18 protein-coding genes are annotated in these 13,426 nt (G+C 54.9%); 11 read left to right on the top strand and 7 right to left on the bottom strand.

The features are described 5' to 3' along the window. Positions 1 to 8: 8 nt before the first annotated feature. Positions 9 to 1,337, bottom strand: coding sequence for an aspartate aminotransferase family protein (locus K5K95_RS19685; protein WP_222585675.1), 1,329 nt, complete (start codon positions 1,335 to 1,337; stop codon positions 9 to 11). A 229-nt stretch (positions 1,338 to 1,566) separates the two neighbouring features. Between K5K95_RS19685 and K5K95_RS19680 the strand changes: the two genes are divergently transcribed. The 6 genes from K5K95_RS19680 to K5K95_RS19655 all read left to right on the top strand — a co-directional run bounded on the left by K5K95_RS19680 (position 1,567) and on the right by K5K95_RS19655 (position 6,534). After that, on the top strand, positions 1,567 to 2,472 hold the full coding sequence (locus K5K95_RS19680; protein ID WP_222585674.1) for a MurR/RpiR family transcriptional regulator: 906 nt from the start codon (positions 1,567 to 1,569) through the stop codon (positions 2,470 to 2,472). Positions 2,473 to 2,674: 202 nt separating this feature from the next. Beyond that, positions 2,675 to 3,571, top strand: a complete 897-nt coding sequence (locus K5K95_RS19675; RefSeq protein WP_222585673.1) for a transporter substrate-binding domain-containing protein — start codon at positions 2,675 to 2,677, stop codon at positions 3,569 to 3,571. Between the two features lie 92 nt (positions 3,572 to 3,663). Beyond that, positions 3,664 to 4,398, top strand: a complete 735-nt coding sequence (locus tag K5K95_RS19670; RefSeq protein WP_222585672.1) for an amino acid ABC transporter permease — start codon at positions 3,664 to 3,666, stop codon at positions 4,396 to 4,398. 2 nt (positions 4,399 to 4,400) lie between these two features. Further along, positions 4,401 to 5,096, top strand: a complete 696-nt coding sequence (locus K5K95_RS19665) for an amino acid ABC transporter permease (protein ID WP_222585671.1) — start codon at positions 4,401 to 4,403, stop codon at positions 5,094 to 5,096. A 10-nt stretch (positions 5,097 to 5,106) separates the two neighbouring features. Continuing rightward, entirely contained in the window at positions 5,107 to 5,835 is a 729-nt protein-coding gene (locus K5K95_RS19660; protein WP_222585670.1) for an amino acid ABC transporter ATP-binding protein, read from the top strand. 243 nt (positions 5,836 to 6,078) lie between these two features. Beyond that, positions 6,079 to 6,534 carry a hypothetical protein gene (locus K5K95_RS19655; protein ID WP_222585669.1) on the top strand — a complete coding sequence of 152 codons (456 nt, stop codon included), beginning with the start codon at positions 6,079 to 6,081 and terminating at the stop codon, positions 6,532 to 6,534. Between the two features lie 238 nt (positions 6,535 to 6,772). Here K5K95_RS19655 and K5K95_RS19650 read toward each other — a convergent pair whose 3' ends face one another. The 5 genes from K5K95_RS19650 to K5K95_RS19630 all read right to left on the bottom strand — a co-directional run bounded on the left by K5K95_RS19650 (position 6,773) and on the right by K5K95_RS19630 (position 10,719). Further along, positions 6,773 to 7,120 (bottom strand): cupin domain-containing protein, encoded by a 348-nt coding sequence (locus tag K5K95_RS19650; RefSeq protein WP_222585668.1) that lies wholly within the window; start codon positions 7,118 to 7,120, stop codon positions 6,773 to 6,775. 99 nt (positions 7,121 to 7,219) lie between these two features. Then, the gene (locus tag K5K95_RS19645; protein WP_222585667.1) at positions 7,220 to 8,506 is read right to left on the bottom strand and encodes an NAD(P)/FAD-dependent oxidoreductase; all 1,287 of its coding nucleotides are present in this window, start codon (positions 8,504 to 8,506) and stop codon (positions 7,220 to 7,222) included. After that, entirely contained in the window at positions 8,503 to 9,246 is a 744-nt protein-coding gene (locus K5K95_RS19640) for an amino acid ABC transporter ATP-binding protein (RefSeq protein ID WP_222585666.1), read from the bottom strand. Before K5K95_RS19640 ends, K5K95_RS19645 begins: the two co-directional genes overlap by 4 nt. Continuing rightward, complete coding sequence (locus tag K5K95_RS19635; RefSeq protein ID WP_222585665.1) at positions 9,243 to 9,911, bottom strand: amino acid ABC transporter permease; 669 nt, start codon at positions 9,909 to 9,911, stop codon at positions 9,243 to 9,245. The genes K5K95_RS19640 and K5K95_RS19635 overlap by 4 nt, the downstream gene beginning before the upstream one ends. Positions 9,912 to 9,960: 49 nt before the next feature. After that, entirely contained in the window at positions 9,961 to 10,719 is a 759-nt protein-coding gene (locus K5K95_RS19630; protein WP_222585664.1) for an ABC transporter substrate-binding protein, read from the bottom strand. Positions 10,720 to 10,886: 167 nt separating this feature from the next. Here K5K95_RS19630 and K5K95_RS19625 point away from each other — a divergent pair, with 167 nt between their 5' ends. Continuing rightward, positions 10,887 to 11,663: an IclR family transcriptional regulator gene (locus K5K95_RS19625; RefSeq protein WP_222585663.1), complete on the top strand. Its 777-nt coding sequence runs from the start codon at positions 10,887 to 10,889 to the stop codon at positions 11,661 to 11,663. Between the two features lie 324 nt (positions 11,664 to 11,987). Here K5K95_RS19625 and K5K95_RS33630 read toward each other — a convergent pair whose 3' ends face one another. Next, positions 11,988 to 12,278, bottom strand: a complete 291-nt coding sequence (locus K5K95_RS33630; RefSeq protein WP_409999732.1) for a hypothetical protein — start codon at positions 12,276 to 12,278, stop codon at positions 11,988 to 11,990. A 16-nt stretch (positions 12,279 to 12,294) separates the two neighbouring features. On the opposite strand from K5K95_RS33630, the gene K5K95_RS33130 reads away from it, so the two are divergent. From K5K95_RS33130 to K5K95_RS33625, 4 genes are all read left to right on the top strand, one after another. Continuing rightward, positions 12,295 to 12,534, top strand: a complete 240-nt coding sequence (locus K5K95_RS33130; RefSeq protein ID WP_261398006.1) for an SLC13 family permease — start codon at positions 12,295 to 12,297, stop codon at positions 12,532 to 12,534. Next, positions 12,525 to 12,800 (top strand): hypothetical protein, encoded by a 276-nt coding sequence (locus tag K5K95_RS33125; protein ID WP_261398005.1) that lies wholly within the window; start codon positions 12,525 to 12,527, stop codon positions 12,798 to 12,800. The genes K5K95_RS33130 and K5K95_RS33125 overlap by 10 nt, the downstream gene beginning before the upstream one ends. 120 nt (positions 12,801 to 12,920) lie before the next feature. Further along, positions 12,921 to 13,136: a hypothetical protein gene (locus K5K95_RS19610; RefSeq protein WP_222585661.1), complete on the top strand. Its 216-nt coding sequence runs from the start codon at positions 12,921 to 12,923 to the stop codon at positions 13,134 to 13,136. Further along, positions 13,060 to 13,404, top strand: a complete 345-nt coding sequence (locus tag K5K95_RS33625; protein ID WP_222590376.1) for a PhzF family phenazine biosynthesis protein — start codon at positions 13,060 to 13,062, stop codon at positions 13,402 to 13,404. The genes K5K95_RS19610 and K5K95_RS33625 overlap by 77 nt, the downstream gene beginning before the upstream one ends. Positions 13,405 to 13,426: the final 22 nt, after the last annotated feature.

Raw genomic sequence — 13,426 nt, 5'->3', positions numbered from 1 at the left:
TGTTTTCCTCAGACCTCGGCTAACGTCTTGCGAACCGCTGTAACCAGCTTGCCGGTGAGTTCTTCCAGATGGAGGTCATTCAGAATGAATGGAGGCGCGAGAAGGATGTGGTCACCGCGTAGGCCATCAATGGTCCCGCCCATCGGGTAACACATCAGTCCCTCAGCCATCGCCGCTTTTTTAAGTCGTGCATGGAGCTTAAGAGCTGGATCAAAAGGCTCCTTAGTTGAACGGTCAGTTACGAATTCAATACCCTGAAACAGGCCGCGTCCGCGTATATCACCCACGTTCGGATGGGTGCCAAACACTTCGACTAGACGATCACGCAGACGCTCTCCCAGGTAGTTCACCTGCTGGAGCAGACCTTTGGATTCGATGATCTTCTGTACCGCCAGTGCGGCAGCGCAGGCCGTGGCGTGGCCAATGTATGTATGACCGTGCTGGAAGAAGCCGGAGCCTTGCGCGATTGCATCACGAATTCGCGCACTCACCAGTGTTGCCCCGATAGGCTGGTAGCCGGCACCCAGCCCTTTGGCGATGGTGATCAGGTCGGCGGTGACACCTTCTTGTTCAGCAGCGAAAAGAGTGCCGGTGCGGCCCATGCCGCACATAACTTCATCCAAAATCAGCAGCACACCATGGCGATCGCAGACCTCCCGCACACGTTTGAAGTAGCCTGGTACGGCTGTTACGGCACCCAGCGTCGCACCAACCACAGGCTCAGCAACAAACGCCATAACATTCTCGGCACCCAGCTCCTGAATTTGCGAGTCGAGTTCGGCAGCGAGTCGGACACCCAAAGCTTCCGGAGTTTCTCCTGGGCGCTGCTCGCGATAGGCATAGCATGGAGTTACATGCGTTACATCAATCAGCAACGGCTCGAACTGTTGACGACGCCATTCGTTGCCGCCAGTTGCGAGGGCACCCAACGTGTTGCCGTGATAGCTCTGACGGCGCGCGATTACATGTTTGCGCTGAGGCTGGCCAACTTCAACAAAGTATTGTCGAGCCAGCTTGAGCGCAGCCTCGACAGCTTCCGATCCACCTGAGACGAAGTAGACCGAATCGATACCCTCAGGTGCGCGAGCAACAAGAAAATCGGCGAGCTCTTCCATGACCTCGGTAGTGAAGAAGGATGTGTGCGCGTATGCGACCTTTGCCACCTGCGCGTTGATCGCCTGGGCCACCTCGGGGTCGCTATGCCCTAGACAGGACACCGCCGCACCACCACTGGCATCCAGATAGCGACGCCCTTGAGCATCGATCAGGTAGGGACCATCACCTTTGACGGCAGTTGGATATTGTTGTTTGAGACTGCGGTGAAATACGTGGCTCATGATGTCCTCCGGGTTTGTGCAAATCATAAATGCACAAAGCTATTGTGCAATGTTTTTTTGCATTTTATCCGACAAGCAGTTTTTATTTGCATCCGTTAATGCGTGAGGCTGCCTTTTATGCACGCCGTTTTGCACGGAAAAATTGCATTACGAGACCATGGGAGGTTTACTTGCTGGGATGCTTGGCGTTCGCGCCCAAAAGCCCCCCCCCACAAGATGGAAATCGACCATGACACGGTTGCAAGATGTGGTTCCCGAAACTCTCGCCGGTCTAAAGCAACTCCTTGAGTCGATTGAGCGCAGGGAGTCGGAGATCGTTCTAGGCGGGAGCTCAAGGCGTGTGCTGATGGCGTTGATCGAGTCGCCTCAGCGTGCAGCTGTGTCTTCGATAAGTGAGCTGGCAGCTCAGCTTGAAGTTAACGCTTCAACTCTTTCGCGCCTGGCTCAGCGTCTTGGCTATGGAGGCTTCAGCAAACTGCAAGATGTCTTTCGTAGGGAAATCACCGAAGGCAAAAGCTTCTATAGCGACCAAGCGAGTCGTTTGATGCTGACCTCTATTGACCACGACGCGATGAATCAGCTCACCCGACTTGGTCGCCAAGAAAGCGCCAACATCGCGAGCATGATCGAGCATGTTGATCCGCAGACTTTTTTGGAAACCGTTGAGTTGCTGAGCACTGCGCACCGCGTTCGAATACATGGCATGCGTCAATTCAATTCCCTCGCGCTTTTCATGGCATACGGGTTGGGCATGCTGAGGCCTGACGTTGCCGCCCTGGACTCAAGTCGCCAAGGGGTAGCCGATGCAATTGCGCAACTCGATGAGGGCGACGTTCTTGTCGTATCCAGCTGCTTCCCCTATACGCCTAGCGTAATCGCAACGGCCGAAGTCGCAGCACGGCACGGGATCAAGGTGGTTGCTCTGACCGACTCTGCAAGCTCACCCTTGGCCAAGGTCGCGATGCACCGATTTTACGTGCCCAACCACAGCCTTTTTTTCAGCAACAGCATGTGTGCATTCATGCTCTTGGCTCAGGGGCTATTGACCGCCGTTGCCGGACGACTGGGCGAAGAAGGCGTAGCCGCCCTGAAGTATCGAGAAACATTGATCACTGAGCTCAACTCTTCCCTGTAGCGAACTGCGCCCTCCGTCGGGCTTGCTACGTCGCCATTTGCGCCCCCATACGCTCGTCCGCAAAATGCAAATTTTCATTGCAAATATTCAATATGCATGATTACATGTGCATATGCAGATAGCCAATACAAAAAAAACCTGCATTTGCACCATTCTCTGCCTTCAACAGTACTGTCACCCAGAAAATAATAGGGATTGTCTTATGAAGCGCTTCTATAAAGTTATAGGTATCTTGACCCTCGGCGCTGCGCTCAATGTGCAGGCGGCAGAATCGTTGTCCGGAACCCTCGATAAAATCCAGAAATCCGGCACCATCGTGCTCGGGCATCGTGAATCATCAATGCCGTTCTCGTACTATGACGACCAGCAGAAACCCGTGGGTTACTCCATGGATCTTTGCATGGCAGTAGTTACGGCCATCAAGCAGAAGCTAGGTTTGGACAACCTGAGCGTCCGCTTCCAGCCAGTCAACTCATCCAACCGCATCGCGCTCGTGAAAAACGGCACGGTGGATCTTGAGTGCGGCTCGACGGCAAACTATCTGGAGAGACAGAAAGAGGTCGCCTTCTCCGACTCTACGTTCTGGGTCTCCAAGCGGTTAATCACCAAGGCCGACTCACCATACAAAACTATCGATGACCTCAAGGGTAAGCCTGTTGTTGTAACCCAAGGCACCGACACGGCCCTGCTGATCCGCAAGATTAATGAAGAGCGTAACCTGGACCTTCGAATCCAGGCAGGTAAAGATCACGCGGAATCACTGCTCATGGTCACCACGGGCCGCGCCGCAGCGTTTATGGAAGACGACATCCTAGTCTCAAGCCTTCGAGCGAAGGAGCGCGATCCTGCATCCTTGAAGTTGCTGAACGACTCTTTTGGCGGCGATCCCTATGCGCTGATGTTCCGCAAGGACGATCCGCAATTCAAAGCTCAAGTCGATGCCACGCTCGGTGAAATGATGAGCGATGGGCAGGCAACTAAACTGTATGAGAAATGGTTCCTGAGCCCTATCCCGCCTGCCGGCATCACCATAGGTTTCCCTATGCCCGGCCGCCTCAAGGAGCTGTTTGCTGCGCCTTCGGACAAGGCTTCCAGCTAATTGATCTCCTGATGCCGAGGAAACGGCATGCCCTCTGATTTATAGCCCACGCACGCTTCCCGGACGAAGCGTGGTGCGGCGTGGAGTTCCCGATGTCATTTAATTTCGACGTGTATCTCCAGCAATCGCCTGAGCCCGGGATGACTTACATTGGCCTGCTGGGCTCCGGCCTCGCTTGGACCGTGGCGTTGGCTCTCTCAGCGTGGATCATTGCGCTGGTGATGGGGACACTGGTCGGTGTTGCACGGACGCTTCCCTACCCTTGGCTGGTGCGCCTGGGAAATGGCTATGTCGAGCTGTTTCGAAACATTCCGTTGCTGGTGCAACTGTTCCTGTTTTATTTCGTTTTACCTGAGCTTCTACCGACTGACCTGGGAGACTGGATCAAATCGTTCGGCGCTCCATGGGGACCATTCTTCACTGCGATGATTGTCCTGGGTCTCTTTACCTCCGGACGTATCAGCGAACAGGTGCGGGCCGGTATCAACTCGTTGGCGAAGGGACAACGTGCTGCTGCACTTGCGATGGGTATGACCCTGACTCAAGCGTATCGCTATGTGCTGCTGCCTATGGCCGGACGCAGGATCATCCCACCACTGACCAGCGAGTTCATGACCATCTTCAAGAACTCTTCGGTTGCTTTGACCATCGGTGTTATTGAGCTGACCGCACAAGCCCAGCAGATGAATGAATTCACTTTCCGGACCTACGAAGCCTTCGGTGCAGCGACACTGATCTACGTCTTGGTAGCGCTGACAGTCAACCGACTGATGGCGATGATCGAACGTGCCAGCTACATCCCCGGTACGGCAACCCAGGAGCGCTAGTCATGCAAAACCTCGATTTCAGCGTCGTTCTCAACGCTCTGCCCTACCTCGCACAAGGCATGCTGTTTACCTTGCAAGTCACGGCGGTCGCGATGATCGGCGGCATCATCTTCGGGACGCTTTTGGCGCTTGCGCGCTTGAGCCAACTTGTCTGGTTGCGATCCTTGGCAGGCGCATACGTCAATCTGATGCGTTCGATCCCTCTAATCCTGGCGATATTCTGGATCTTCTTCCTGGTACCGGAAATTGTCGCTTGGCTGTTAGGATCTCCTGAACCAGTCCAAGTCGGCACCACAAAAACCGCGTTCATTGCCTTCACGATTTTTGAGGCCGCCTACTTTTGCGAAGTCATTCGTGCTGGTATCCAATCCGTTGCGAAAGGGCAAAGCGCGGCAGGACAGGCCGTCGGCTTCACTTACGTGCAGAACATGCGATACGTCATTTTGCCCCAGGCATTTCGAGCCATGATTCCTGTGCTGCTTACCCAAGTCATCATCCTTTTTCAGGACACTTCGCTGTTGTACGTCATTTCCGCAACTGATTTTCTTGGCGCCGCCTCTAAGGTTGCCCAGCGGGATAGTCGACTCGTTGAGTTCTACACCTTTGTAGCAATCGTATATTTCGTCATCTGTTTCACCCTGTCCAAAGTCGTGCGCCGTTACCAGTCACGACTCAACCGCAGCAGCGCTAACGCCTAGGAGTTGAATCGTGATCAAAATTGAGAATATCTCAAAACACTACGGCCCATTCCAGGTCCTGAAGAACTGCAGCACAGAAGTGAAAAAAGGCGAAGTGGTTGTTGTCTGCGGACCTTCTGGCTCGGGCAAATCAACGCTGATCAAATGCGTCAACGCACTGGAGCCTATCCAGTCGGGCAGCATTTCGGTGGACGGTACAAGCGTGACCGATGGGAAAATAAACCTGCCACGCCTTCGCTCAAGAGTCGGCATGGTGTTTCAGCATTTTGAGCTGTTCCCACATATGAGTATTACCGAAAACCTCGCCATCGCGCAGGTCAAAGTCCTGAAACGCTCTCGCGAAGAGGCAATGTGCAAAGCTCAGGGCCTGTTAAAGCGTGTCGGACTTCAAGCGCACGCACATAAGCACCCGGGTCAACTGTCTGGTGGGCAGCAACAGCGCGTTGCGATCGCACGAGCACTGGCGATGGATCCGATCTGCATGCTGTTTGATGAGCCGACCTCCGCGCTCGATCCGGAAATGGTCAATGAGGTTTTGGACGTTATGGTTGAACTGGCCGAAGAGGGAATGACGATGATGTGTGTTACCCACGAAATGGGTTTTGCACGCAAGGTCGCCAACCGCGTGATCTTCATGGACCAGGGCGAAATTATCGAAGACCGAAATTCCCAAGAGTTCTTCGATTCACCCGAGTCAGATCGGGCTCAACAATTCCTTTCAAAAATCCTTACTCATTGACTCCGTAACAGGCACTCGGAGCACTGAGTGCAGACGTTGCAATCCATGCCGCGACGCGATCGGTACCTTTTAAGGATCGTTGACCAACCAGATGCAATAGCTTCCAGAGCCGCTGGCTGCCAAATCGTTGTTTCACGGCTACAGGAGATGATGAAAGGCGAAAGCGGAAAAAACTCGTGGCTGTGCATCGGCGGTGGCCAAGCCATCGCTATGGCTTTTGAACACTGAATACGGAGTACAGTGGTGAGTTTATCTTTTCAAAGTAAGCTGCTTTTGGTCGTCGCGAGTGTTCTGCTGGGGGCATTCGCCGCGTCGGTCGGACTGAATAATTTTCGGCAAATGGAGCTCTTGAACAAAGAGGCAGTCGCTCAGTTATCCAAGACTGGGAAGTTAATGGCCGCCGGTATCAGTACTTGGCTCAACGGCCAAATCGATACGTTACAGGCGCTTTCTGAAACTATCGGCAGAGACGGGACCTCTGGTCCATCGGTATTGCAGAGCATTTCGCTGACTAGCTACTCAGAGCGCTACGCCTTCACTCAGTTCGGTTCCGCGGAAGGCGCAATGTATTCGATCCCGGCCGGCAACCGGCCGGCTGACTACGATCCCCGCAAACGCCCATGGTGCACCGCAGCTGCAGCGGCACGATCTCCAGTGGCGAGAGTATTACGCGACAGCCCCGAACGTTTGGCGAACTGACGCAGCGACAGCTTGTCGCACAATTACATCCGCCGATTTTTCCTGTCATGTCCGTACTGATCACTCAGTGTACTCCTGCTCAAAAGTTGAGTAGGCGTCGTTGTGAACTGCTTGTCGGTTTCCGGACGACGGCAACAAGTTCGGGTGCTGGCGGGAGACTGAAAGGCGCACTTCGACGTGTTCAATCTTGCACAGCAGAGGGTATGTGCGCCCGGATGTCTCCATGTGTGATCGACAATCACTCGAATATCAGATAAGTCTTGAGCACCGCTTCGCGGATATCCCAGGTACCGTGGGAGTTGGCCTCGAAAAAGAGTGCATCGCCTGGCTTGAACTGGATGGCTTCTCCATTATCCGGCGTGAACGTGCCCTCACCACTGACAATGTAGCTGTACTCGGCGCCTACCACTTGACGGCGGAATTGCCCTGGGCTGCACTCCCAGAAACCTGTCACTGCGTCGCAGCCTTCCAGGGGAATGTGTTCGGCTGTACGGGTCATCGCGATGGGCTCTCCAATAGGCTGCCCCACCGGAGTTTTGGGGGAAAATGTGCTTTGGTCATGCAAACGGATGCGGACAACGGACATGTTGGTCTCCTTGATGTTTTACGTCGAATAGGCGATGCGGGGATTTTGATCGACAGCGGCTGCCCCCGAGATGCTGAGTCAGTTGGGCGCCACTGGACGTCAGGTCAAAGCGTCGAGCAGACGGTACCAAGCGATACCCAGGCCGACATACAAACGCTGCAGGCCATGAAACGGAATCGGCTTGATGCCGGTAATCGGAAAAGGGAATTTCTGCCCGTTACCGAGAATGTTCATGGCTAAATGGCGACCCAGGCTGGTTGAAAGTGCAATACCGCGTCCGTTATAGCCAAGCAGCATACTCAAGCCCGGCTTTGGCTGATGGACATGAGGCAGGAAATCCTTTGTCAGTGCTACGCGACCGCTCCAGCGATATTCCAAAGGCACGCCTTCCAGTTGTGGAAAGACGCCTGTCAATGATCGCTCCAGATGAGCCCAGTCAGTATTCGACCTTGGCTCTGAAAATGGCCCACGACCACCAAACAGAACTCGACCTTGAGCATCTTGCTTAAAATAGGTCAGCAGCCGACGGGCGTCGGAGCAGACTTCGCCACCAGGTAATACCGTTTTCCTAAGCTTTTCGGGCAGAGGCCGGGTCGCGATAATGAAGCTGTTGGCGGCAAGGACCGTCTGCCGCAAACCTGGCCAGAGGTTGTCGGTGTATCCATTAGTCGCGAGTACCACATGCTGGGCTCGGACCTTGCAACCTTGGCCCGTCGTCAAATTCCAATAGCCGTCCCTGGACTCCAGCTTAACGACCGGGCTGTGACCATAAATTTCAGCACCGTGGTTGAGGGCGATGCGAGCCAGTCCACGGGCATAGTTCAATGGGTGCACGCTACCGGCACGTGGATCGACCCAGGCCCCCAAGTAATCATGACTGCCGATTCGCTTGGTCACGCTGGCTTTATCAAGCATTTCCACAGGCACGCCACGTCGTCGCCATTGCTCTGCCCGGCTCTCGATATTTCGCATTGCCGTAGCGGATACACCTGGTTGAATCCAACCTTTACGGGTGGCATCGCATTCAATACCGTAGCGATCGATCAGTTCGAACACTTCGTCAGCCGCATTGCCTACCACATCGATCAGGGCCTCGGCGAGCTCGCCCCCAAACATCCTTAGCAAATCGTCCGGATCGTGCTTAAGCCCCGGAATTACCTGGCCTCCATTGCGTCCCGACGCTCCCCAGCCAGGCTCGGCTGCGTCCAGAACGCACACATTCGCACCACCTGCCGCCAGGTGCAGGGCCGTTACCAGGCCGGTATAGCCGGCCCCGACGATAGCAACGTCTACCTGCTTGTTTTCACCAAGCCGCGGTGTCACCGGCCCGGTAGCGGCCGTGGATGCCCAGAGAGAAGGAGGTAATGCCAACGGCTGCCCGGTCATGCCGACACCTCATCGGTGTTGAGCAGACGGCGCAAAAAATCTTGAGTTCGTGCATGCTTGGGTGCACCCAGAACTTCCTGGGCAGGACCTTCTTCCACGATACGACCGCCATAAAGGAAGCAGACCTTATCAGCAACCTCCCGGGCAAATCCCATCTCATGAGTCACCACCACCATGGTCATGCCTTCGTCGGCCAGTTTGCGCATTACCGCCAGTACTTCACCCACCAATTCAGGGTCGAGCGCAGAGGTCGGTTCATCGAAAAGGATGGCCTTCGGGCGCATCGCCAATGCACGCGCGATCGCTACCCGTTGCTGCTGACCGCCCGAAAGCTCGTCCGGGAAGGCATCGATACGATGCGAAAGGCCAACCTTCTCCAATAGCTGGCGAGCGTGCTCGCGAGCTTCTTGAGGGTTTTCCTTTTTCACATAGATCGGGCCCTCCATCACGTTCTCAAGGGCGGTGCGATGAGGGAACAGATTGAAACGCTGGAAAACCATGGCAACCTGAGTACGGATCTCGTGGATGCTTTTGGCGTGACGATCAACGCGTTCGGAGGACACCAGGATGTCCCCGCCCTCATAAGTCTCCAGGCCATTGATGCACCGAAGAAGCGTGGATTTACCAGAGCCTGACGGACCGATCAGACAAACCACTTCACCGCTATTAACTTGCAGGTCGATACCTTCGAGCACGCAGGTGTTGCCGTAGCTCTTGCGCAGGGCTTTGATCTCTATCATGACGATTTCCTCATTCCAAGCCGCTTCTCAAGGCGGCGTAACGCGAAGGACAGCGGCAGGCTCAAAGTGAGGTAGAGCAGCGCTACCAGGGTATAGACCGTCATGTTTTCGAATGTGGATGAGGCGATCAGTTGACCTGCTCGGGTCATCTCCACAACGGTAATAGTGGACACCAGCGATGAGTCCTTGAGCATCATTACCAAGGTGTTGCCGTAGGGTGGCAAAGCGATACGGAATGCTTGCGGAAGGACAACACGGCGCATCACCATGTAACTGCGCATACCCAGCGATTCCGCGGCCTCGATTTGCCCTTGCTGAATAGCCTGTATGCCGGCCCTGAAGTTCTCTGCCTGGTAGGCCGAGTAGGCAATACCGAGACCGATAATGCCGGCCTGCATAGCTGTCAGTTGAATGCCGAATTCGGGTAGTACGAAATAGATGTAGAACAGTTGAACGATGATTGGAAGACCGCGGATCAAGTTGACCACGGTGATCGCGAACAACGAAATGGTGCGGACCTTGGACACCATCATCAAGGCCAAAACCAGGCCGATGACCGAACTGAGCAGGAAGGATGCAACCGTAACCTGCAAAGTGACCACCGCCCCGCTCAAGAGAATGGGAAGGAAGTCCAGAGCATTCTGGAGAAACATAGGATTATCCATGAGGCGAGTTCAACCAAGGCCTGGCGAGGTACCAGGCCAACAAAGGCGCTTAGTTAAGCTTCCACTTCTCGACAATGCGTGCGAGGGTGCCATCTGCCCTGATAGTGGCGATGCCCTTATTCACTTTGGTGAGCGCCTGCTCATCGCCCTTGCGCAGAATCAGGCATACCTCACCCTTGATCTGAGGCTGATAGGAGTCAACCAGCCGCACCTTCTGCAGGGTGCCTGAAGACATCTGGTACGCCAGGATGGGGCGGTCGGCGAAACCGGCCTTGATCCGCCCCAGGGACAGGTCGCGGGTCAGGTCCGCGATCGAGTCATAGCCACGTACTTCCTTGTAGATGCCGCGCTTATTGAGCGCATCGAGGAAAATGGTGCCGACCTGGGCACCCACCACCTCACCCTTGAAGTCATCCATGCCGGTGTACGGCGTATTGTCGTCAGCCCGCACTACCAAACCCTCGCCGTACTCGAAAACCGGATCGGAAAACTGCACGATTTTCTCGCGCTCCGGGGTACGCACCATCGCTGCTGAGATCATGTCAATTTTACTGGCTGTCAGGGACGGGATAAGCGAAGCGAAGGTGGTTTGCGCGATATCCACCTCGAAGCCAGCAGCCTTGGAGACGGCTTCGACGGTGTCGATCATCATGCCCTGGATATTGTTGCTTTTCACATCCAGGAAGGTGAAGGGTACTCCGGTGGCGGTGGCACCGACCTTGAACGTTTCCGCTTGAGCAACAAGCGAAGCAGTACAGCCAGCGAACAGAGCAATGGTACAGGCGAACACACGAAGACGAGGATACATGTCGAATACTCCAGTTTGACGCGGTTTGTTGTAGTTGTGCGTGATGGACAGCCTTCTCGTATCAAAAGTCGGCCTTGAATTAAATATATACGATTTACAACAATCGTAAAGCGGTTTATAAGTATCGCATATCGATATTAAAACCAATCAAGCCAGAGAGATGAGCCATGAGTGAGAACGAAAACAGCCTCTTCAATCAGTCTCTAGAGAAGGGGCTAGCAGTGCTGCGTGCATTCAACGCGCGCCAGCGGACAATGAATCTGGCGGAAATTGCCGAGGCCGCAGGCATCAACAAGAGCTCTGCACAGCGCATGATTTTCACCTTGGAGACGCTGGGGTACGTGTGCAAAAACCCTCAATCCAGGCGTTTCCAGCTCACTCCCCGCGTCATGGAAATTGGTTACAACTATCTGGCCGCAGATACGCTGGTAGACGTCGCCAATCCTTTTCTCGCCGAACTGGCTCAGCTCACGGGGGAATCCACGAACCTCACCGAACCGGTCGGCCTGGAAATGATCTATGTGGCTCGTTTCGTAGCCCCTAAGTTCATTCCGATCCACCTGCCTATCGGCAGTCGCATACCGATGTATTGCACCGCTTCTGGCAGGGCTTATCTAAGCACCTTAAGCGATGAGGGGCTTGGTGAGGTGCTGGCTGCCAGTGATCTGAAGCGGCATACGCAACACACCCTGACAAGGGTGGACGAGATTGTCAGCGCGATTCAGGCGGTCAGAGACAAAGGTTATGCCGTCAACCTTGAGGAGCTTTACCTCGGGGATATGACCATTGCGGCGCCTGTCATCAACAGCCACCATAAACCCGTGGCCTCGGTGCACGTGGTTGCGCCGACCAGCCGATGGACGTTAGAGGAGGCGCAACGACAGATAGCTCCAGCGGTCGTAAAGTGTGCCCACGCAATCAGCACCTCGATACGTTCTCTCTGATGATGAATTGCAATCGCCCTCCCCCCCCGACTGGTAGCCCTCTCCCTACCTGAAAATGAGGCCTCGGCCTGTTCGGCATCGCCCTGCAGGCGCTACGCTTGGTCGGCCCCTAGTGCAGTCGCCAGGTGAACCGACGTCTCGATCGCTTCGTGGTTCCCGGTACACGAATCGAGCGCTGCGTCGGCAAGGTCGGCGGGCTGAAAAGAGTAGCCGGAAGGGCGGGGTGGAAAAACAGGAAAGCTCGCCGATAAAATGGCACTGCGCTAAGGTGTGCAACTCGTTTAACCACGACGATCTCTGTAGCAAGTAAGCCCGCCCTGCCCTTTAGAGCGGGCTCCAATGGCCTATCGACCTGGCATTCGGACGACGATCTTCCCTATGTGATCGCCTGAGTCCATGTGCCTGTGTGCCTGTGTGCCTGTGTGCCTGTGTGCCTGTGTGCCTGTGTGCCTCCACGATCTCCTCGAAGTTAAACACATCGTCAATCACGGGAACTACCCGCCCTGCCTCAATATGAGGCCAGGCGTCGCGCAAAACGCCGGCGACAATGGCTTGTTTGGCCACCAGAGAACGGTCTCTCAACGAGGTGGTATGCAGTGATGCTCGCTTGCCCATCATCTTGCCCAGGTGGATGCCCCTGTCGATCCTGTTCATGCTGGCATTTGGCCTGGCTTGCCTGGTCAATTACCCAAGCCTGAAACAGCAGAAAGAGGTCATCGCTCGTCATGCCGACAACGTTATGGCGGTTACCCTGCTGATCTTCGGCGCGGGCATATTCGTCGGCATCATGAGTGGCACCGGGATGATCAAGGCAACTCGGACAACATCATCACGATCCTGCCGGCACAGGCTGGGCATTACATGTCGTTGATCACCGCCTTGCTAAGCGTGCCTTTCACTCATGTACTGACAAACGATGCGTTTTATTTTGGCGTGCTACCCGTTCTCGCCGCGACGGCGGCTCACTATGGAAGCGGCCCGAATGAAATGGCGATTGCTTCACTCGTCGGCCAACCTTCACCTCCTCAGCCCTCTGGTTGCATCAACCAGCGAGTCTCCCTGAAATGGACACTCGGGACAGTCCTGGTCATGCTGGTGGCCGCCATCGCGATTGGCGCTATTACCGTTGTCAACTGAGACTGCAAGCCCGCATTGAGCGCGGCTGGAACATCGGCGATGCACCTCGCATCTGGATTGCAGGTATCTCGATGAGCAGCAGGAATGAGTCTGTCGAGACCACTAACAGGCAAGCCACCTATGACCAAAGATCTAAGCATGCGAATGCATCAAGTCGATGCCTTCACCGCCGGCTTTTTTCCCGGAACCCAGCTGCCGTTCTCGTACTTGAAGACTGGCAGCCGGACGACCTGGTACCTGACTATTACACAGGACAACAATCTCGCCGAAACGGTTTTTTTTCAAAGCCCGGCCCGATGGGGAATGGGATCTGCGCCGGTTTGCTCCAGCGCATGAATTCGATTTTTGCGGCCACACCACCTTGGCGACCGCACACGACCTACTGATCAATAACGAGAAGGCTTCGTTGATATTTCTCACCGCGTCGATGAGTTGCGAGTATCGAACAAGCCGCATAGGTACCGCTCGACATTCCACAGCTTTTCGCGAGAAGTTCTGGACGTACTTCCTAGAGAGATCGTGTCTGCCCCCTTGTCTTGGGTCATCGACAACCGATTCACTGCTTGAACCTAACCCGAAATCGATTGTCTGCAAATTAGCCTAGCCACCTGTACTTCACTGACCGT

The organism is Pseudomonas sp. DR48 (assembly GCF_019823085.1).
GTDB lineage: Bacteria > Pseudomonadota > Gammaproteobacteria > Pseudomonadales > Pseudomonadaceae > Aquipseudomonas.
The sequence above is the reverse complement of the archived record's forward strand: the minus strand, read 5'-3'. Positions and strand labels throughout refer to the sequence as shown.